The organism is Lentibacillus halophilus, from assembly GCF_055395055.1.
The window spans coordinates 767265-789389 of record NZ_AP043750.1 but is presented as its reverse complement, the minus strand read 5'-3'; the positions used below and the strand labels follow the sequence as shown (position 1 = coordinate 789389).

At 44.5% G+C, this 22125-nt stretch carries 18 protein-coding genes and 1 riboswitch; of the genes, 11 read left to right on the top strand and 7 right to left on the bottom strand.

Annotated features, from left to right (window positions below):
• Positions 1-721 precede the first annotated feature (721 nt).
• The 8 genes from ACZ5Q7_RS03575 to ACZ5Q7_RS03540 all read left to right on the top strand — a co-directional run bounded on the left by ACZ5Q7_RS03575 (position 722) and on the right by ACZ5Q7_RS03540 (position 10302).
• Positions 722-2134, top strand: coding sequence for an MDR family MFS transporter (locus ACZ5Q7_RS03575; RefSeq protein ID WP_343751963.1), 1413 nt, complete (start codon positions 722-724; stop codon positions 2132-2134).
• 987 nt (positions 2135-3121) lie between these two features.
• A complete protein-coding gene (locus ACZ5Q7_RS03570; protein WP_343751964.1) occupies positions 3122-4183 on the top strand; it encodes an NAD(P)H-dependent flavin oxidoreductase in 1062 nt (353 codons plus the stop codon).
• Between the two features lie 110 nt (positions 4184-4293).
• Complete coding sequence (locus tag ACZ5Q7_RS03565) at positions 4294-4518, top strand: DUF1659 domain-containing protein (protein ID WP_343751965.1); 225 nt, start codon at positions 4294-4296, stop codon at positions 4516-4518.
• Between the two features lie 73 nt (positions 4519-4591).
• On the top strand, positions 4592-4726 hold the full coding sequence (locus tag ACZ5Q7_RS03560) for a YvrJ family protein (protein WP_343751967.1): 135 nt from the start codon (positions 4592-4594) through the stop codon (positions 4724-4726).
• Between the two features lie 169 nt (positions 4727-4895).
• Positions 4896-8057, top strand: coding sequence for a DEAD/DEAH box helicase (locus tag ACZ5Q7_RS03555; RefSeq protein ID WP_343751968.1), 3162 nt, complete (start codon positions 4896-4898; stop codon positions 8055-8057).
• A 74-nt stretch (positions 8058-8131) separates the two neighbouring features.
• The gene (locus tag ACZ5Q7_RS03550; protein WP_343751969.1) at positions 8132-8284 is read left to right on the top strand and encodes a hypothetical protein; all 153 of its coding nucleotides are present in this window, start codon (positions 8132-8134) and stop codon (positions 8282-8284) included.
• A gap of 183 nt (positions 8285-8467) precedes the next feature.
• A complete protein-coding gene (locus tag ACZ5Q7_RS03545) occupies positions 8468-9820 on the top strand; it encodes an MATE family efflux transporter (RefSeq protein WP_343751970.1) in 1353 nt (450 codons plus the stop codon).
• 104 nt (positions 9821-9924) lie between these two features.
• Positions 9925-10302: a RidA family protein gene (locus tag ACZ5Q7_RS03540; RefSeq protein WP_343751971.1), complete on the top strand. Its 378-nt coding sequence runs from the start codon at positions 9925-9927 to the stop codon at positions 10300-10302.
• 31 nt (positions 10303-10333) lie between these two features.
• Here the strand turns inward: ACZ5Q7_RS03540 and ACZ5Q7_RS03535 are convergent, their stop codons facing one another.
• Entirely contained in the window at positions 10334-10579 is a 246-nt protein-coding gene (locus ACZ5Q7_RS03535; RefSeq protein ID WP_343751972.1) for a YuzB family protein, read from the bottom strand.
• Positions 10580-10861: 282 nt separating this feature from the next.
• Here ACZ5Q7_RS03535 and ACZ5Q7_RS03530 point away from each other — a divergent pair, with 282 nt between their 5' ends.
• Both ACZ5Q7_RS03530 and ACZ5Q7_RS03525 read left to right on the top strand, forming a co-directional pair.
• Positions 10862-11770 carry a DUF1002 domain-containing protein gene (locus ACZ5Q7_RS03530; RefSeq protein WP_343751973.1) on the top strand — a complete coding sequence of 303 codons (909 nt, stop codon included), beginning with the start codon at positions 10862-10864 and terminating at the stop codon, positions 11768-11770.
• A 271-nt stretch (positions 11771-12041) separates the two neighbouring features.
• Positions 12042-12830 (top strand): 3D domain-containing protein, encoded by a 789-nt coding sequence (locus ACZ5Q7_RS03525; protein ID WP_343751974.1) that lies wholly within the window; start codon positions 12042-12044, stop codon positions 12828-12830.
• A gap of 64 nt (positions 12831-12894) precedes the next feature.
• Here the strand turns inward: ACZ5Q7_RS03525 and ACZ5Q7_RS03520 are convergent, their stop codons facing one another.
• The 6 genes from ACZ5Q7_RS03520 to ACZ5Q7_RS03495 all read right to left on the bottom strand — a co-directional run bounded on the left by ACZ5Q7_RS03520 (position 12895) and on the right by ACZ5Q7_RS03495 (position 20220).
• Positions 12895-13026 (bottom strand): hypothetical protein, encoded by a 132-nt coding sequence (locus ACZ5Q7_RS03520; protein WP_343751975.1) that lies wholly within the window; start codon positions 13024-13026, stop codon positions 12895-12897.
• A 175-nt stretch (positions 13027-13201) separates the two neighbouring features.
• A complete protein-coding gene (locus ACZ5Q7_RS03515) occupies positions 13202-14827 on the bottom strand; it encodes an ABC-F family ATP-binding cassette domain-containing protein (protein WP_343751977.1) in 1626 nt (541 codons plus the stop codon).
• Positions 14828-15059: 232 nt separating this feature from the next.
• Positions 15060-16469 carry an ISLre2 family transposase gene (locus ACZ5Q7_RS03510; RefSeq protein WP_464432896.1) on the bottom strand — a complete coding sequence of 470 codons (1410 nt, stop codon included), beginning with the start codon at positions 16467-16469 and terminating at the stop codon, positions 15060-15062.
• Between the two features lie 177 nt (positions 16470-16646).
• The gene (locus tag ACZ5Q7_RS03505) at positions 16647-17270 is read right to left on the bottom strand and encodes a YpmS family protein (protein WP_343751649.1); all 624 of its coding nucleotides are present in this window, start codon (positions 17268-17270) and stop codon (positions 16647-16649) included.
• Between the two features lie 12 nt (positions 17271-17282).
• Positions 17283-18245: an SGNH/GDSL hydrolase family protein gene (locus ACZ5Q7_RS03500; RefSeq protein WP_343751650.1), complete on the bottom strand. Its 963-nt coding sequence runs from the start codon at positions 18243-18245 to the stop codon at positions 17283-17285.
• Between the two features lie 244 nt (positions 18246-18489).
• Positions 18490-20220 (bottom strand): PLP-dependent aspartate aminotransferase family protein, encoded by a 1731-nt coding sequence (locus ACZ5Q7_RS03495; RefSeq protein WP_343751652.1) that lies wholly within the window; start codon positions 20218-20220, stop codon positions 18490-18492.
• Between the two features lie 110 nt (positions 20221-20330).
• Positions 20331-20441: riboswitch (SAM riboswitch) on the bottom strand.
• 210 nt (positions 20442-20651) lie between these two features.
• Between ACZ5Q7_RS03495 and cls the strand changes: the two genes are divergently transcribed.
• Complete coding sequence (cls, locus tag ACZ5Q7_RS03490; RefSeq protein WP_343751653.1) at positions 20652-22094, top strand: cardiolipin synthase; 1443 nt, start codon at positions 20652-20654, stop codon at positions 22092-22094.
• Positions 22095-22125 lie beyond the last annotated feature (31 nt).

Here is a 22125-nt window from a genome sequence, read left to right as displayed (position 1 = left end):
AACTGGACTTGGATGAAGGAACAAAGGTAACGATTTATTGGGATGGAAGTCAAGGTGATTCAGACCCTCCCGTGCGTTATGCTGAAAAGATTGATATGATGTCACCATAACGTTCTATTTATTAATAGGTGGCCTATGTTAAAGTGCTAAATGGATAATCTGGGAGATACACCTCTTCATAAAAAAGTAAAACAAATCAGATGGACTAAACGTTAATGAAGCCTCCTTTAGATAGGGAGGCTTTATAAATGGGTGTTCGTATATATTTTTATTTGCTATCGTTGTCACTGTTTATAATGCAGAAATGTCAACTAAGAGTATGCTCGCATTGAAAAAGGTTTCTTGCTCACAACTGTTTTGTAATAAAAGCATTTGTGAAAGAAAATATGTTAAAGTTGATCAGATGACAACAGAAGGGTAGAATGTTCATGAAAAGCAATCGTACATGTTTGATGGCGGCGTTGAACGGTAGTAATTTCTAAAATGGTCGATTAGAATATACAACTATGGGGAATGATTATAATTGGGTTCATTGCTATTCATTGTATGTTTTTTCTGGATATATATCAGCTATTATTCCTATGTAACTAAGATCCAATAAAAGAAACACACCCCATCCAATGACGATTTTTTGGGTGCTTGTTTTGTTTTCCGTTATTCGGCTGTGAACGGGTAATCATACTTAATAAGCAATTAATTTTTGAAAGAAGGCAGATATGTCATGGCAAATACAGAAACATTTGAATGGAAAAAATATGTTCCGCTTTTCGTGGTATTACTATCGGGTGCTTTCATTACCATTTTGAACCAAACGCTTCTTGGGACTGCGCTTCCGCCCATTATGCGGGCTCTTGAATTGAGTGAAACGACAGTACAATGGCTCCAGTCCGTTTTTATGCTCGTAAATGGTATTATGATTCCAGTTACGGCCTTTTTAATTGATAAATTCACCACACGTCGTTTATTTTTGACTGCTATGGGATTGTTCGCAACAGGAACATTGATTGCTGCCATATCACCAAACTTTTCATTTTTAATGGCCGGACGGGTTCTTCAAGCCTCAGGCGCTGGTATTATGATGCCACTTATGCAGACCGTCCTGTTTGTTACGTTTCCTGTAAATAGAAGAGGCACGGCGATGGGGCTATTCGGACTTGTTATCGCGTTCGCTCCGGCAATCGGTCCGAGCCTCTCAGGCTGGCTTGTGGATCAATTCATATGGCGCAGTGTTTTTTACGTTATCCTACCAATTGCCATTATAGACATTATAGCGGCTTACTTCTTACTGAAAAACGTGACGGAACAGAAGAATCCGAGGTTGGATATATTATCGGTTATTCTTTCGACGGTTGGATTCGGGGGAATTTTATACGGATTCAGTACTGCTGGTGACGCTGGCTGGCTCAGTTATCAGGTCATTCTATCCTTGATTGTTGGCGGTGTTTCGCTCTACGTCTTTATTACACGACAGCTCAGTTTGAAACAACCGTTACTCGAGTTCAGGGTGTTTAAACATGGAACCTTTACGTTAGCGACTGCTCTTGGAATGATTGCTTTCGCTGCAATGATTGGAACGAATGTTATATTGCCGTTATACATGCAGAATATGCTTGGATTTACGGCACTTAAATCGGGGCTTGTGTTGTTGCCGGGAGCGATTATTATGGGATTTTCAAACCCGATTACCGGTTATCTTTTTGATAAATTCGGGGGAAAATGGCTTGCTCGGGGTGGTCTTTTACTCTTATCATTGACAACGTTCACGTTTACGAATTTGTCTACCGATACGAGCTTTGCCTATCTGGCAACCATGAACGGCATTCGCATGATTTCTATTGCCATGATCATGATGCCCATGACCACCCTGGCTTTGAACCAGTTGCCTGACGATCTGATTCCACATGGGACTGCGATGAATAACACATTCCGCCAAGTTGCCGGATCGATCGGGACTGCGATACTTGTTACCATTATGTCTACAGCTGCCATACCGAATGAGAAAGTAAGTGGACTTATTCATGGCGTGAATGTTTCCTTTATCGTTGCAGCCATAGCGGCCATCCTTGGGTTTGTGCTTTCCTTTAAACTGAAAGAAAAGGTGAAACCGGGTGATCCTGCAGCAACGGAAAGTTAATAGAGTCTAACGCATCTATGGTATTGAATACGACTGATGACATTATTGCGACTTTGACCCATCTATATATGTCCAACCATTAAGTAAAATGTGTACAAATAATCATTCTGTCCCTCAGAAGAAGGTGGCTCAGAAAATAATCCCTCACATGCCGGGTGATGTGCATGAGGGATTATTTTTTTATGGTTACTATCAAAAACGATGAGAAACGGCGCCAATGTTGAATATAAGGAACCATATTATGGAGCAAATAACTATTTTTAATGTTATAATACCATCAAAGGAGCGACAGACATATGGAACTTATCGATTTATACCGATTATGTCCCTTTTAGGAAATGCCATATGATGATAAGTTAATTCCGAATGGGATCTCATCGGGACTGCCGTTTGTAGAGTCCATTTATTTAAAAACACGTACGAAATATAAGGGAGCACAAACAATGCTTTTTTCACGTTGGACGTTATTCCAAATCATTCCGATGACATTATTGGTAGTTATTGCATTCTTGGCAGATATGTTTAAGACAGATATAGGAGTACCCATTTCCTCACGCCATACGTTCAACATACCGGTGATAATGACGGCTTTATTTATCGTTGTGGTCATTGGCTTATTAAGTTTAATATTGTATTTTCAAACGAAGAAAAGCAATACATTTTTAAAGCACCGATTGTGGGATAAGATGCACATCCTTATGCCCATTCTATTCGTTATATCCGTGATGGTCGTTGTTAGTGTTTTCTTGATAACCCCATTAAGTGACCTTACACAAAATAATCGCTGGATCATATATGTGTTAAGTTATTATGTTTTATTTTTAATACATATAACGGTTTTAGCAATGATACATAAGGCAAAAAAGAATACAATCTCAAATGAGAACAAAGTCGCGTATTCGTTTGTATGGACATCTCTAGGCCTTTTAGTCGTCATGTTTATAGTGTGAAAAAGGGATCATGAATCATTGAGGGAGGAAGGATAATATGTGGCATGAGAACACATTCACTCAGCAACTGGGCATTCGCTATCCGATTATCCAGGCAGGAATGGCGGGAGGTACGACAACACCTGAATTAATAGCTTCTATTTCCAATGCTGGAGGGCTTGGGACGCTGGGAGCAGGTTATATGAGTCCTGAACAGATGAAGACGGCCATTCAGAAAGTCAAGGAATTAACGGATCGGCCTTTTGGCGTTAATGTCTTTGTTCCGGAAATACCAGATGCATCTGAAACAGCCATAGAAAACGCCAATGAATTATTGCGGCCCTTTCGCGAAGAACTAAACTTAAAGGAACCGGACGTGTCAAAACCGTCGACCGACCTATTTGAAAAGCAAATGGAAGTGATTATAGAAGAACGGGTGCCTGTTTGCAGCTTTACATTCGGTGTTCCATCTGAGGAAAGGGTGCAGCAGTTAAAACAGAAACACATTGTCGTCATGGGAACAGCAACAACTGTCAACGAAGCAATAATTAATGAAGAACATGGAATGGATATGGTCGTTATGCAGGGAAGTGAAGCTGGGGGTCATCGTGGCACGTTTTCCGAAGCATTTGATAAGGCCATGATTGGAACGATGGCGCTTGTGCCGCAAGCCGTTGATCATGTCACTATTCCAGTGATTGCCGCAGGAGGCATTATGGATGGACGAGGTGTCTTGGCAGCCCTTACCTTAGGAGCTCAAGCGGTCCAAATGGGAACAGCCTTTATGACCAGTCTGGAAAGTGGGGCGAAACAACAGCAGATCGAAGCCATTTTGAACGGTACCGAGGATCAACCAATCATCACCTCGGCATTTAGCGGTAAACCGGCCAGAGGTATTCAAAATGCGTTCATCACGAGGATGGCTCCATATGAACAGGATCTGCCGGGTTATCCAGTTCAAAATGCATTAACCAAAGACATTCGGAGTGAAGCAGCAAAACAAAATCGACCGGAATGGGTTCATCTTTGGAGTGGCCAAAGTGTCCGGCTAAGCAAACGACAACCCGCTGGTGACATGATGGCAGACATCGTTTCTCAGGTCGATAAACGTCACATATAGGTGCCAGGCACATACGCAATTCAGAATTGTTTGTGTTTATGACACTTCTACACCGGTGACACCTTTTTCCCTTATGGATTCGATGGTAAGGGTGAAGGGAGGTGTCTGGCATGGCTGTCGCTCAAAAGGTTCAATCACGTTTGACGCTTGTTTTGGATGACGGGTATGATTTGGTGACAGGCAAAAAGGTTTATATGACAAAAAGCTTTCGAAATGTGAAACCTGACGCAACGACAAATAATCTGTTTGCCATAGTTTTGGCCATTAATCCACTTCAAAAGCGGTCGTTGTATACCATTGAACGCACAGATGATGCCATCATCAGTCGTGAATAATGCAGCCATTGGAGTTGAATCAGTTGATTATGCATAAGCACCTTTTATGAAACATTGTCAGGAGGGGATACAGATGGAAACATGGATATCATTTGTGACGGAAGTAGGCTTTCCGATCGTGGTGACCTTTTATTTGCTGCACCGGATTGAAAGCAAACTGAATGATCTGATTGAATCCATACACGCATTGCCGGCAAAAATGAAATAATATGGGGTGCATTGATTCTTCGGCGTATGCCGGAGTTTTTTTCTGTCGTCACTCTTATGTATACATCATGCCCGTCACAGCCATACTGGTAAGAGAATTCAGTTTAAAAGTTTTTTTCTTCATAGTACAATAATAGATAAAGAGAATGGCAGAAAGTAGGGTATACGTTTTGAAAACGATCGATGAAAAAACGGTGCAGCAATTGTTTCCGTCTGTTGTGTATAAGCGCGGATGGGAATATTATAATAATGGCCTTGTCACGGATCTTGCCTATGATCGGAATTTTGACATCTGGTCAGCAACTGTCCGTGGGTCGGAATCATATTTTGTCGAAATAAATACAGCTGATCTGTCCAATGACACGCTGCGGGCATATTGTGACTGTCCAGCATTTTCAGCTTACCGCTCGTGTAAGCACATTGCGGCGGTCATGCTGGAGATCAGTGACACCACACGGAACAATCCGTTGAGGCGGTCGCGGAATTATTATACGAGCAACTGGCTGATGAATGCCATAGCTTCTTTAAACGATGATAACCCAGCACCTGAGATTACTCAGCAGATGACACCGCTCCATGTTGAATATTATTTAACATGGAATGCCGATCACAACGTGCTTTTGGAAATGAAAGTAGGGGAAAAGCGATGCCTCTTTGTGAAAAAGCTATACGCCTTTTTGGAGGATGTATTTAACGGACGGGAGCATTATTTCACTAAAACATTTACGTATAACCCGGATACGCATTATTTCCTTGAGCAGGACATGGCGATTTTGGAACAGCTGTATGCCATTATGCGGAATGAACAAGTATATGTTGACCGGGTAAATCATCATTTGATGGACGTATCGGAGCGTTCGACTGTGATACCGCCGCTCGCTGCCAAACAGTTGTTGTCTATGTTGCAGGAACGTGACGTTACGGTGAAAGCCGACGAAGGAACATATAAAGGCCTGTCGATCGTGGAAGATGCGTTGGGCTTTCAGTTCCATCTGGATAGAGATGAGGCTGGGGAAGTGGTATTAAATCTGAATGACGTGCACGCCGTTACGTATTTTGAGAATTATGGCTTCCTGTTTGCCGATGGGACGTTTTATTTTCCGGAAAAACAGCATTTGCCCATCATGAAACAAATTACCGCGGCAGCCAAATATAGCAAAACCTTGCCTATCGAAAAGGAGCAGGCGGATGCCTTTATTTCCCAGGTTGTCCCGTCGCTGCAAAAGGTCGGTGATGTGCAGATGGCGGATGATCTTGCTTCCGATATTGTCCAGGTTCCTTTGCACGCCAAGTTGTATCTGGAGCTGGAGGACAGCTGGATTATTGGCAAATTGGAATACCATTACGGTGAGCACCAGATTGACCCATTTAATGGTCGGGAAGACGATGACGGAATCATCATCCGGGACGTTGAAAAAGAACGAACGATTATGAACCTGATCGAATATGCCTATTTTCATTACAACGGCAAACAATTATATATTGAAGCGGACGAGACAACGTTGTATGACTTTTTATACCATGTCCTGCCGGTTTTGGATAACTATCTTGAATTGTTTATTACCTCGGATATTCGGCAATTGATTGTTGACCACCAGTCATCGCCGAGCACAAGCGTGCAGCTGGAGTCCTCGTCCAATCTGCTGGAAATTGGCTTTAATATTCAAGGGATTGATGAAAGCGAAGTAGACCGTGTTCTGGATGCCGTTATGGAAAAAAGGCGCTACTACCGCTTCCAGGATGGATCGTTTATGTCGCTGGAAGGGGACGCGTTTTCCTCCATGCAGCAGTTGTTTGATGATTTGGACATACAGAAAGATGATATTCATAACGGTCAGGTGCATATGCCGGTATACCGCGGAACACAGGTGGATGAATTGATTGAAACGCCAAAGCATTACGGACCGGATTTTCAAAAGCTTCTGCATCAGTTGAAAGCGCCGGAAGAACAAGTGTATCCACTGCCCGACAACTTGCACGCTGAATTGCGAGCTTATCAAAATACCGGCTATCAATGGTTTAAATCGCTCAGCGCGTACCACCTAGGTGGCATTCTCGCCGACGATATGGGGCTTGGCAAAACGTTGCAGAGCATCGCTTATATTCTATCGGAACAAAGCGATATTCCGCATTTAATCGTGGCACCATCATCTGTCTTATATAATTGGAAAAACGAATTTGACAAATTTGCCCCTGATCTCGAAGTCGGTGTTTTGGCAGGCACACCGGCTGAACGGGAGCAGATGATTGAAACATTGGAGACGAAAAATGTTTGGATCACATCGTATGCAACGATCAGGCAGGATGCAGAGCAGTACCATGATAGAACATTGCAAACGCTCATCCTTGATGAAGCGCAGTACATTAAAAACTATGCGACGAAAACATCCCGTGCGATCCGGCAGCTGAAGGCCGGCAGACGATTTGCGCTGAGCGGCACCCCGATTGAGAATTCCGTTGATGAGCTATGGGCCATTTTTCAAGTGATTTTGCCCGGGCTGATGCCGAACCAACGTCAATTCAAGCAGTTGGATCATCAGAAAATCGCCGGGATGACACGGCCGTTCATTTTGCGGCGTATCAAAGAAGATGTGCTTAAGGAACTGCCCGAAAAAATCGAAACCGTTCATGTTTCTGAATTAACACAGGATCAGAAGGAATTGTATGTCGGTTACTGGCGCCAGCTACAACAGGATGCGGCACAGTCGTTGCAAGAAGACGGCTTCAATAAAAGTCGGATGAAGATTTTGGCTGGTCTGACCCGTCTACGCCAAATTTGCTGTCACCCATCCGTTTTTATGGAAAACTATGAAGGGGAATCCGGCAAACTGAACCAATTGATGGAGACCGTCCGCAATGCCCATGCTAATGGCAAGCGCATGCTTATTTTTTCACAGTTCACCAGTATGCATGACATTATCATGGAAAAGCTCAACAATGAAGGGATTGACTGCTTCTATTTGCACGGGCAAACCCCTTCACAGGAACGCCTTCAGATGAGTGAACGCTTTAACAACGGGGAAAAAAGTGTATTTCTTGTGTCATTAAAAGCAGGCGGCACCGGATTGAATCTGACCGGCGCGGATACGGTTATCCTGTACGATTTATGGTGGAATCCGGCCGTCGAAGATCAGGCGACAGGCCGGGCGCACCGATTCGGGCAAAAAGACGTCGTCCAAGTGATCCGTTTGGTGACAGAGGGAACCATTGAGGAAAAAATTTATGACCTTCAGCAGAAAAAACGGGAATTGATTGACCAGGTCATTCAGCCGGGCGAGTCCATGCTGTCAACGCTGAGTGAAGATGACGTGCGCGAGCTATTAAATATTTAACGTTCTCACACTTTTCAATTTATTCCCGATGTGATATACTGTCACAAATTAGTCATAAATAGGAGATGTTTACGTTGTCCCGAATACTAAAGGGAATCCCAAAATTTGTTGTGGCAAATCTGGCTGTTTTAGTAGTGATTATGATGTTGCCGGTATTTTTAGTGACAGATTCGGTGCCACTAATGGACGGTATTATGGATTACCTTTTTAACAACGAGTCATCATGACATAACGGAAGCTGCAGCGCACACCCGTAGCGCTGCAGCTTTTTAATTTGGGAATCGCCGATAAACGTACGAAAACCGCTGATTGACCGGAATCGCTGATCATCGCTCAATACCGCTGATAAAGAACGTTCACACGATTCATGATACAATAGCAGCGTAATACCCTGGGAGAGGCGGTTGGTGATGCGCAAACAACATGATTTCACACAAGGAAATATGTTACGGCATCTCATTATATTTTCCGGTCCGGTCATGCTGACGAATCTACTGCAGACGTCGTATCAGTTTGCGGACAGTTTATGGGTCGGGAATTTGCTTGGGGCGAGTGCGCTCGGTTCGGTGGCCATTTCGAGCACGATTATTTTCACAGTGCTGTCGTTCGTTCTCGGATTGAATAACGCAGCTCTGACGATTTTGTCCCAGCAAAAAGGCCGTGCCGATGAAAAAGGGTTGAAGCGTTATTTGAACGCGTTTGTCGTCGTGTTAACGGTGATGGCATTGCTGTTGAGCACCCTGGGGCATACATTTGCCGGGCAACTGCTCCGACTTTTGGGGACACCGGATACGATGTTGCCGGAAGCACGGACGTATCTGCAAATTCAATTCCTTGGCATCTTGTTTGTGTTTGGCTACAATTTTATTTCCACCGTGCTTCGTTCGCTTGGGGACAGTAAAACGCCTCTCCGTTTTGTTATGATGGCTGTCTTGTTAAATGTCATGCTGAATCCTTTATTCATGGCTGTGTTTGATCTCGGTATTCGTGGGGCAGCATTGGCGACCATTGGTGCTCAAGGCAGTGCTTTTTTGTACGGTCTGATTTATGTCTTGTCGAAAAAACTCGCTCCATTCAGCACGCCGAAACGCCCGTCAAGGCAAGAGGTTGGCCTTATCCTGAATCTCGGTATCCCGTCTGGCCTGCAAATGGGGGTTATATCGGCGGGGTCGGCGGCGATTATGAGTGTTGTCACCGGGTTCGGGGATCATGTGGTGGCCGGATTTGGTGCGGCGCAGCGTCTGGACCGTCTGTTAATGCTACCTGCGCATGCATTGGGGACGTCGGTGAACAGCATGGCCGGGCAAAACATTGGCGTGCGTGACTGGAATCGGGTGCGCCAGATTGCCAAATACGGTGTCCTGTATAATTTCTCGGTTATGCTGGCGGTCGGCATCCTGGTTGTGCTGTTTGCCGAATACGGCGTCCGGCTGTTTTTGGAGGATTCAGCTGCCGTTTCATTTGGAACGACCTATTTGCAAATTATCGCCTTGTGTTATCCGTTTCTTGGGATTAATTTTATTTTGAACGGAATCGTCCGGGCATCTGGAGCGATGTATCAAGTATTGGCGCTGAATATTATTTCATTTTGGGTGCTGCGCTTTCCGCTAGCCGGTATGTTTTCCGCATGGCTCGGGGATGCAGGGCTTGCTGTTGGCATGGGAATCAGTTTTCTCGCGAGCAGTTTAATAGCCTTTTTATACTACCGGTTTGGTAAATGGCATGAAAAAGTGTTGTGGAACGAACAAAAGCAAAATGGGTGACGTCGTTGCGGGATGTACATACGTACAAAAAATTCTGCAAAACCGTAGTGGAAAAACGTGCAACATGATACGCTGAGGATATACACATGGAAGGAGGAATACGTATGGTAAAAGCAATCTATACGGATAAGGCGCCGGATGCCATTGGACCGTATTCACAGGCCATTCAGGCAGGTGACTACATTTATATTTCCGGACAAATCGGACTGGATCCGGAAACAGCTCAATTGCAGGAAGGCATTGAAAATCAGACAAAACAGGTGCTTCACAATTTGCAGGCTATTTTGACCGAAGCCGGAGCGGATTTTTCCGATGTCATAAAGTTCAACATCTATGTCGCATCCATGGATGACTTTTCCACGGTCAATGACATTTACGGACGTTTTTTGACGCAGCCATATCCGTCCCGGGCAACCGTCGAGGTCGGCGGTCTTCCCAAAGGCGCCCGCATTGAGATGGATGCCATCGTTTACAAAGACTGACTGTTGACCATGTAAAAAGAGGAACCGGCCATTATTGATAAACGGCCAGTTCCTCTTTTATCGCTTGTCGAATGTTATCCAAACATTCATCAGGCGTGTGTCCGAAAATGCGGCGGTTATTGACGAGTGCGTATGGTTTCACACGGCACAGACCGCAAAAGGATAAACATTCGTTCATTAAAACGGCTACTTCCGGAAATTCACTTTCAATAATTCCTTCTATATCCAAAGTCGTGATCGCGTTTCCGTCACAGACTTCAACAATAACGACACCCATGGTATCACTTTCTTTCTCATAAAGGTAACACCCGTATTTGTATCATATTTGGTCTGCATTTTCAATGATTCTGGCTGATGAGACTCCGGTGCCGGGGAATTAAGAACAAAGACCGAGTCATTCGATACGTTAAATATAAGCGAATGAATGATAAAAATAAAGATGGATGCTCAAACGACTAAACCATCAGGACTATCAAAAATCATCATAAAACGGTATAATCAATCGTAACAATGAATGATGCTGGACAAGCATATGTCAATGATAAAAGGAGTCAATAAAATGAGATTGTTTAGAACCATCATTGCTACTATGGTACTCACCCTGTTTGTATCTGGTGTTTTTACGAGTGGCGTCATGGCGGCCAATGACGGAATCGACGAAAAATTCGGTGCTCCGATTGTCGTCTATGGTGATACATTGACAAACGATCAAAAACAAGATGTCAAGAATATGTTGGAGGTCAATGAAAAGGGTTCGGTCGAAGAATATACGGTGACAGGAAACGATATCGCGTCCTATATTGATGGCAACCCGGATTCCCGAATGTTTTCATCGGCTAAGATTACCAAGGAAAAACAGGGAGCAGGTATAACAATCAATATTGTCACGTCTGAAAACATCACACAGGTGACGAACGAGATGTATGCCAACGCGCTTTTGACAGCCGGCGTGGAAAATGCAACGGTGGATGTGGCTTCTCCGGTGAAAGTAAGCGGGCATTCCGCGCTTACAGGCATCTATAAAGCCTATGATACGCAAGGGGAACCATTGGACAAAGAGCGCATGGAACTGGCCAATGATGAACTGGATACAGCGACGAAGCTGGCGGATAAAGCAGGAATGGATCAGGAAAAGGTAAGTGAGCTGTTGACCGAAATCAAGAAGCAAATAGCGGAACAGAATCCGGCGACTAAAGAGGATGTAAAACAAATCGTCGAGGAAAAGCTTGATGAACTTAGCCTATCGCTAAGTGATGAGCATAAGCAAATGCTTATCGATTTATTTGAACGCATGCGCGATCTGGATATTAATTTTGATACCGTTAAAAAGCAACTTGATGACATTGCTTCCAAAGTGCAGGGGTTGTTGAACGACGACGGCTTCTGGAATCAAGTGAAGTCACTGCTTAGCAAGATGATTGAATTGATAGGTAGCTTTCTGAATGGGTTATTTGCACAAGGACAATAACGCCGTGTGGTTTGTGCCCCTGACGTAAATCTATTAACATGAACCACTCGAATAGCGAAATAGATTGCTGACCGGCAAACGGAAGTGAATGCCTGAAGGAGGCATTCGCTTCCGCTTTTTATATGTTTCTATGCCATTAATCTATTATCTGTGTAATATTTTCTCGGTCATTTGGTAACCCTTGTAATAGACTCTTAATTATCCTGTAACTGCATTGCCGTCAAGGACGTGGTAGGATAAATAGCGGAGTAATTAAAGGAGGGACCATCCTATGAAAAAACTGACAGCGTCCATTGCTGCAGGAATTATTATGGCCGGGGCTGTATGGACCAGTGTGTCAGCAGCGACATACAACGATGAAGAAGATAACAACCTTTGGGCTATGACAAAGGATCATAATACAACGATAAACAAACTAGCAGACTCCAACGAATTAAATTCAACCACCATTCAACCAAAACAAACATCGCCTCTGCGTGAGACATATCAAGTAGAGAAGGATGATACATTAATCGGTATCGGCAATAAATACGATGTATCGGTTGAGAACTTGAAAAAATGGAATGATCTGGATTCCCAATTGATTGCGGTTGGACAGGAGCTTGACATTAGAGAAGCAATCAGGCGTGAAGATGACAGCACATCTGCTTCGGACAACCATGACACACAAGCGGAATCGGATCAGGACAAATTGAATAAGTCTGCTGTTCATAAAGTGGCAGCGAAAACCACTGAAAGCAACGAGCAGTCATCCAACCAGAATCCGCAGGGCAAAACGATAACGGTATCCGCGACCGCTTATACAGCGGATTGCGACGGATGTTCCGGCGTGACATCAACGGGCGTCAATTTGAATGCGAACCCGAATGCCAAAGTTATTGCGGTTGACCCTGACGTTATTCCGTTGGGATCAAAAGTCCATGTGGAAGGGTACGGTTATGCAACGGCTGCTGATGTCGGTGGTGCCATTCAAGGAAACAAAATTGATGTTCATGTACCAACAAAGAATAAAGCATATAATTGGGGCGTACGTACGGTCGACGTCACCATCGTCAATTAAAAAAGCAGTAGCAGATGTGACCCTTGTCGATTGGACAAGGGTCACATCCATTGGGATACATATACTATTGAATAGTAACCGTTTCATTATTGTTTTTCCCCACGGCATCGCTCGCATCGCTGATTGTACGGGTGATGCCGATAATACCGAAACCCAAGATCAGCATTACAAATATCGCCAGTAAAACGTTTCTCACCTTTATCCCTCGCTCGTTTTTAATCTAAATTCCATTATAGTAAAAACGTCATGCAGGCACCACTGGTAATTGTTACAACAAGAACGAAAACGGCAGACGAGATTCGCTTCAGCTCTCGGGTAACATAACTTCTCCCGTTCAGACCAAAAAAGAAACCGGTCAATATGCCGGTTTCTTACGCTGTTTGATACATAGCTTCTATTTTTTCCTGCAATTCTTTATCCGCAATATACTCGTCATAGCTCATTTCTTTGTCAATGATGCCGTTTGGTGTGATTTCGATCAGCCGATTGGCAATGGTTTGGATGAATTCATGGTCATGGGATGCAAACAAAATGGACCCTTTGAATTTTTCCAGGCCATTATTCAGTGACGTAATGGATTCCAGGTCAAGATGGTTGGTCGGCTCATCCAAAATCAGCACATTGGCTTTGGACAGCATCATTTTCGACAGCATGCAACGGACACGTTCACCGCCGGAAAGAACATTCGCCTTTTTCAGTGCCTGATCGCCCGAAAACAGCATGCGGCCCAAAAAGCTGCGCAAAAATGTTTCAGTGCCGTCTTCTGGTGAGTATTGCCGCAGCCAGTCAACCAGCGACATGTCAATGTCGTCAAAGTAGGCAGAGTTATCACGCGGGAAGTAGGATTGGGACGTTGTAATCCCCCATTTGAACGTGCCAGCATCCGGTTCCATATTGCCCATCAAAATTTCGAAAAGGGTCGTTTTGGCTATATCACTCTTGCCAAGAAAGCCGACTTTGTCATCTTTATTCAATGTAAAGCTGACGTTGTCGAGCACTTTGACACCATTAATGGATTTCGTCAGACCGTCGACGAACAACAAATCATTGCCAATTTCCCGTTCCGGCGTAAATGAAATATACGGATATCGCCGTGATGAAGGCTTAATGTCATCGAGTGTGATACTGTCGAGCATTTTTTTCCGTGACGTTGCCTGCTTTGATTTCGACTTATTCGCGCTGAATCGCTCGATAAACGCTTTAAGCTCTTTCACCTTCTCTTCTTTTTTCTTGTTCTCTTCTTCAGCCATTTTTTTGGCGAGCTGGCTGGATTCATACCAAAAGTCATAGTTACCGACGTAAATTTCAATTTTTCCATAGTCAATATCGGCAATATGAGTGCAAACGTTGTTTAAAAAGTGCCGGTCATGTGAAACGACAATAACGGTGTTTTCATAGTTGATCAGAAATTCTTCGAGCCATTGAATGGCATGGATATCCAGTCCGTTTGTCGGCTCATCCAGAAGTAAGATCTCCGGATTGCCAAAGAGGGCCTGGGCGAGCAATACTTTTACTTTCTGTTCCTCTGGCAAATCCGCCATTTTCGATGTGTGGAGGGATTCCTCAATCCCCAACCCTTTCAGAAGAACAGCCGCGTCTGATTCTGCTTCCCAGCCGTTCAATTCAGCGAATTCCCCTTCAAGTTCAGCAGCGCGCATGCCGTCTTCCTCGGAGAAGTCGGGCTTCATATAAATGGCGTCTTTTTCTTGTTTCACCTCATATAATCGCTCATGTCCCATTAGGACCGTTTCCAAGACATCATATTCTTCAAATGCGAAGTGGTCCTGTTTCAGAACAGCCATCCGTTCGCCCGGTGTGATCGATATGTCGCCGGACTGTGGCTCTTCTTCGCCGGCAAGAACGCGCAGAAAGGTTGACTTGCCCGCCCCATTCGCACCGATGACCCCATAGCAATTGCCGGGGGTGAACTTCAAGTTGACATCTTCAAACAACTTTTTATCTGCGTATCGCAGACTGACATTATTAACAGTAATCATCTGTAACCGTCCTCCAAAAAATAAACTCTATGTAAGCGTACGAAATTTATACGGTTTCGTCAATGCAAACGAGTTAAAAGTATGTGTCAATCTTTTCTCGATGTGGTTGTCACACCAATATATCTGGCACTTTATCTTTGTACACTTTTTCCGGCTACCGCGCTGTCGCTTGGTGGCCTGCATATTTTCGTCACGTTCCAAAACCCGGAACCTGACAAAAACATGCAGGATATTACCTAAAACTCTTCATCAAGTTTCCTATCGCTGATGAATGGGCTGTATATAAACTGATGGATCCTTCTTTTGCGCCAATCGATGGGCGTGTTGGCTGATTCAAGTATTCCGTCATACGAATGGTCTTTTCAACGTCTCGCTGCTTGCGTGCGCTTCGTTTTTGGGATGTGAGATAAACATCTCGCAACGTGTTATTGAGGATACCCTGTTTTACTTTCACCATAGCTTCACTGCCGTCGGCGCTCCAATGCATCCCACGTCTTTTCATCCGGAAAGAAACGCGGCGCTGATTGGATTCCATAGCCCCTAAGCCTCGTGCGTCTTCTGGCGGGTCTTCCACTTTCTCACGCCAGTCAAATAGACGATTCCAATTGTGCTGAATGTAAGTTCGAAAACCGTTTACCTTTTCCAGCTGTTTCGCGTCTTCCAGGGTACTTTCGTATGTATCCAGCCAAAGTATGACCTGTTGCCAATCGTGTTGTTCTAACGCTTTCCTTATCCCATCCTTAAATTCACTCTTTTCACCGCCTAATGCCCGATTTAACGCCTGGGCTATATGATACGTGTCAAGTTGATTCAATACGGGGTAACGGGACTGGGAAAAGGCTTCTTGAAATCGTTCAGCTGTATAGCCCTGCCCGCCATCACTATTGGTCACAACCTGCGTATTCTCCAGCGAATAACCATGGGCTGCATATGACTGTACCTCTTTCCAAAAGTCATCAGCCGGTTTGGTTGTCATGATCACATGTTGATTGCTGAGTGATACTCGTTTGCCATTTTTGACCCAGCCTTCATGCATCATCGCATGCCGGATCTCATGGCTTTTCTTCTTTTTCGTTGAACGTACAAATACACCGTCAGCCTCTGCATACAAAAAGTCTACTTCTCTTGCCTCCGGAAGGGACGCTGCTTCCTCCAGTTCAGCCGCCATTTCCATATCAGCCTGGGACTGCGCCTCTCCAACACGCTTTACGATACTCCCGACTGTTTGATGACTCATCGTTACGGGTGTCCATTCCTTCAAAGTTTGGGCTGATGCACGATACGTGCTCTCACTAGCCAATTCAGCCACTTTTACCTCCGTCAGGGGACTGTACCGTTGACTTTTCCGAAGACCAGCCCACTCATCAAAGGGATAGTGAGAATCACCTTTCAGGTCATGCATTAATGTATGCCGAAAACGAACCGCCCCAAACGTGAATTGAACCGTTTTCCAATCTTCGCGCTCGACAGTCCAGCCCAACTTCTGTTTCTCAGCTTTAATCACCTTATTAATCTGTGTGAACACTTCTCCCACCTGGGAAGCGAACACCTCATACATATAGAGTCGAATGCTTTCTTCCAAATCAACTAAGTTGTTTGTTTCCTTTATTAATGCGTATAATCTTGATATAATAGTTTCCATGAGAAGGCCTCTTTCGAAATGTATTTGCCCGTCAAAGCATACATTTCATGATAGAGTGCCTTCTCTTTTTTGACTAGAAAATTGCCTCAGGTGGCCCCGAGAATTATTTTACACATATGAGTTAAAATAACAGTTTCCATTGGGATCACACGCCAATTCGGCTGAACAATGACCCATTCATTCAATGTCCATTTCAATACCAAGTGATTCATAAGGCACGTTGATTTTAAAAGCAAGGTTGTTTGCTTTGAGGTCAAATTGTTCCACACTGATCCGGAAGTTACTCCGGATAGTCATATCGGTGACCGCTACATAAATTTCTTCGTTGGCCGGATCAACCGTCACCCATTTCGGCATCGGCAAATATTTCTTTAAATACTCCATAATTTTTTTATTGGGTAGTTGCAGTTGTCCGATAGAGATGGATTTTTGCTTCAGAATAACGTCCCCGTTATTCTGTACGACCGGATCCAGTTGCAGCGAAACTCGGACAGAAGAGGAGAAAGCAGGCAATTCCCCGACCAATTTTACATTATCCTTCAATGTGACCTGATAATGGTGATTGCTGCCTTTCAACAGTTTATCGATATAGGCATTGACCAGCTCATTTAGATTTTGTTTGCTGGTACGAACAATAAATTCGGAACTTGGTTTGGTATCTTCCTTGGTGGGTTCGGGTGTGTCAGTTTCAGATACGGGCCAAAATAGCAGTGCTACAATGACAATAATAATAAGTGCATTCACACCACATAGCCACAGGAACAGTTGCCTCCATATCCCCGGTTTATCAAGCTTCGGCAACGTCTCACCCCCTTATTGATCGGTTGTTATAGAATGGAGAACACGCCTGGCAAACAGTTGATATCCTCTATGATTGGGATGAAAGTTATCCTCCGCAAATACGTTTTTGTCTTCTGCATGAAACATATCGGCTATCGGGATAAAATTCGTCCGATCAAAGTTGGAGGTGGCCGTTTTACCTGTCTGGTTCCAATTGTTGATGATGGTATTCAGTTCTTCCAAATTTTTAAAATAGTTTCTGAATGGGTTATAGAAGCCGATCAGGTAAATTGATGCATCGTCATTAAGATTTTTAATGGTAGTAAAAATGGATTCGAGATGGGTTTTATAGTCCTTCCTAGGTTGTTTAAAATCGCTCATTTCCAAACTGAGGAAATTCTTTTTCACGACTTGCATGACGTCATTGGCGCCAATAGTCAGCAATACAATATCGGCTTGTTTGATAGATTCCTGAATAGATGGTTTTTCCAGTCGTTTTAAAAGTTGACTGGAGCGATTGCCGCGCTTTCCGAAATTATCGAATGTAACCCGTTGCTCATCCTGGTTGATTTTTTGATCCAAAATGCCGATATAACCGCCCTCTACAACGTCATCGCCAACACCTTGTGTCAATGAGTCGCCAACTGCCGCTACGTGCATATGTTCTTTTGTAAAAAAATTAATGGTGCTTCGGACGGCTTTGTTCAGCAGCTCCTGCAATCGGGAGCCAGATTCGTCGGCTTTTTCGTCAGGATTGTTGTCCTTTTCCTTTTTCTCTTCCACTTCCACTTCCGGCGATTCGTTGTCATTTTTATCGTTACCGGATTCCGATTGGGATTTGCGTAATGGTTGGTCGTGATCGTCGGTGTTGGTTTCAGATGGTTGAGTTACTGGTTCATCCGGATTGCTTATGAGAAAAAAAACGGCCGTGCACAGAATGAGTACACTAATCAGAATGCCGGTGATGAGCTTTTTGTTCATACGTTTCACACCCATGCTGCATAATCCCTGTTGCTATTGTAAAAAGAGAATGGTTTATCTTTAAGGATTATTCGTTTATTTATTTTATTATACCATGCTGCGCGCTTAAAATAATCCCCGATATACGCTATATTCAAACATCGGCCCTCAGACAACAGTCGAACACACCCTATAAAGTGAAAAAGGAGCGGTACACGATAGGGTGTACTCGCTCCTGTATAGAAAGTTTTATAAGCGGATTTTAGTGCATTAGATGTGTTTATTGGGCACTGCTGCTTCGGAGGCGCACAGCTTCGTCATACGCATTTTTTCCGGAAATAACGGTAATACCCGCCTCGGCAGCTTTGTTCACTGTTTTCGTCGCAGGTTGGGAATGCTGTATCCACACTATTTTTCCATTGAGCCGCGTGAGTTCGTCGATCCGTTCCGGTGCAAGTTCATTGTCGGCGATCAACACGGCGTCGATAATATCCGGGCTGCCTTCATCCTTCGCGATGGACGGGGCGTCGGATGCGGGTGCATTGACGTGGATAATTTGGAAACCCAGCGTCTTAAGCTGATGCGCTGCCGCCCATGCACTGTCCGTTTGATCATCACTGATGAGTGCGATCGTTTTTTGGCGTAAGCCTCCACCGGTGCGGTCGAACGGCGATGCAAGCAGCCAGCTGATGGCGTCTTCTTCCGTCGTCTGAATCGTCGGTTCCTCGCCGGTTGCTTTAACAATGGCCTGGTCAAGATCAGCAAGGATATCCGATGTGGATTCCAGTCCAACTGACAGACGGACAAGTTCTTCGGAAACGCCGCTTTTAACCAAATCCTCGTCGCTGAGTTGCTGATGGGTGGTCGATGCCGGATGGATAATTAACGATTTCGCATCACCGACATTGGCAACGTGGGACCAGAGTGTGACGTTGTCGATCAGTTTTCTTCCGGCGTCACGTCCGCCTTTAATGCCAAATGTAATAATTGATCCGTACCCGTTTTGCAAATACTTATTCGCCGTTTCATGGGCGGGGTGATCGGACAGACCCGGATAATTAACCCACTCGACGGCCGGGTGCCCCTGCAGGTACCGAGCAACGTATTTAGCATTCTCATTATGACGCTCGATTCGCAAATGCAGTGTTTCGAGACCTTGCAGAAGTAAAAAGGCGTTATACGGGCTCAGGCAGGCACCGATGTCTCGGAGCATTTGAACGCGCAATTTGGTGCCAAAAGCCGTCGGTCCGAGATCAGCATACCGCAAGCCGTTATAACTATCATCCGGTTCCGTGAATTCCGGGAAGTTGCCATTCGCCCAATTGAATCGGCCTCCGTCAACGACAACACCGGCAATCGACGTGCCATGGCCACCAATCCATTTCGTTGCTGAATGGACAACCACATCCGCACCCCACGTAAGCGGTTTGGTAACATACGGTGTTGCAAACGTATTGTCGATAATCAGAGGAATGCCATGATCATGAGCTATACCGCTGATGGTTTCCAGATCAAGCACATTCAGGCTCGGGTTGGTGATAATTTCGCCAATGACTGCTTTTGTTTGATCTGTTATGGCGTTTTTAATGCTCTCCGGATCCGTCCCGTCGACAAATGAAACTTGAATGCCATATTTGGGCAGTGTGTTGGCAAAAAGGTTGTATGTGCCACCGTACAGGTTGCTGTCGGATATGATGTGATCGCCGCTTCCGGCAATGGTCATAATCGCCATAGTAATGGCTGCCATGCCCGAGGAGGTAGCAACAGCAGCTGAGCCATCCTCTAGAAGCGCCATACGTTGTTCAAATGCATCGATGGTTGGGTTGGTGATACGGGTATAAATATTTCCCGGTTCAGCCAAACCAAACACATTTTGCGCATGCTCGGAATCCCGAAACACATAGGACGTCGTCTGATGGATGGGCACCGCCCGTGATCCTGTTGACGGGTCAGGTTCCTGTCCTCCGTGAAGCAGTTGTGTTTCCTGGTTGTTACGATGAAAATCACTCATCAATAATTCCTCCTTTAATAGTAAGTGTTATGACTTTGTCTGGAGGAAGAGGTGCAATAAAAACCCCCTCTTCCATAAGAGAAGAGGGGTTTTTGTATGTAACCGTCCTCCTCTTATCTTCAGATCTCTCCGACCTGTAGGATGTAGCACCTTGCAACGCATATGCCTTGCCGGTTGCCGGGCTTCACTGGGCCTATTCCCTCCACCGCTCTTGATAAGAGATGTTATTATTAATTTAGTGAATATTATAAACATATATGTGTGTAAACGTCAACAGATAAAGGAAAATAAACAGAGGTGCGACTTTTTCTTTTCTGTATGACAGACTGGTAAATGCATATTTTAAAAATGTCAACGTTATACACATACCAGCGCGGTAAAAATTATGCTATAGTAAGGGTATTGGTATTTGAAAAAGTGAGGTTTTGTCGTTGGGTGTCTGGTCATTGTTTGTTTGGGGGATACTGGTATTTAATATTGCGCTGGCACTGACGATTATTTTCCTGGAGCGCAAGGATGCAACGTCGACGTGGGCATGGCTAATGGTACTCATGTTTATTCCGATTGCCGGATTTATATTATATTTAATTTTTGGAAGACGTATTAGCCGTGAGCGCATTTTTACGTGGGACACCAAAAGCAAACTTGGTGTGAAAACGTCGGTGCAGAATCAACTGCGTGCTATGGAAGAGAATCGTTTTTCATTTAAACACAAGGGGCTGACGGCCTACAAAAATCTTTTTTATATGCATTTGCACAATGATGACGCCATATTTACACAGGATAATAGTGTCCGGATTTTTACAGATGGGGAGGAAAAATTTTCAGCTTTATTGGACGATCTGGAACATGCCCAGGACCATATTCATCTGCTGTATTATACCCTCCGTCATGACCAGCTGGGTATGTCCATTGCCAATATTTTAATTAAAAAGGTACAGCAGGGAATTGACGTGCGGGTGTTGTACGATGATCTGGGATCCCGCGGCATTAGTAAAAAATTTGTGCGGCGCCTGCGCAATGCCGGTATTGAAATCGAATCATTTTTTCCGGCGAAAATCCCGAAAATCAATTTGAAGATCAATTACCGAAATCATCGTAAACTCGCTATCATTGATGGGCAAATTGGTTATATCGGTGGTTTTAATATTGGTGATGAATACCTCGGACACAATAAAAAATTCGGATACTGGCGTGATACACACTTGCGTATATGCGGTGATGCGGTTGCCCAGATGCAAACGCGCTTTGTTCTTGATTGGAATCAGGCATCTCGAAATGACATTCCGTATGATAAACGGTACTATGATTATGAGCCGTGCGGCGATGTGGGTGTGCAGATTGTCTCCAGCGGGCCAGACTCCGAATGGGAACAGATCAAAAATGGCTACATAAAAATGATTATGTCCGCAAAAGAGTATGTCTACATTCAGACGCCTTATTTCATTCCCGATGAGAGCCTGCAGGATACACTGCGCATTGCGGCGCTGTCAGGGGTGGATATCAAACTGATGATTCCGAGCAAACCGGATCACATGTTCGTATATTGGGCAACAATGTCGTATGTCGGGGACCTATTGAAAGCTGGAGCAGAGGTGTATATTTATCAGAAAGGCTTCCTGCATGCCAAAACGATTATTGTTGACGGGAAAATTGCTTCGGTCGGCACAGCGAATATTGATGTGCGCAGTTTTCGACTTAATTTTGAGGTGAATGCGTTCCTGTATGATCAAGGGTTGGCCGAGCGGCTTCTTGACGCATACAAGAATGATATTGCCGTTTCAACGCAAATGACGAGAAAACTGTATCTGACCCGTTCCCTCGGCATCCGGTTCAAAGAATCAATTTCACGGCTGCTGTCACCGATTTTATAGGAACGGTTACCTGATATGAACCTACGATAAC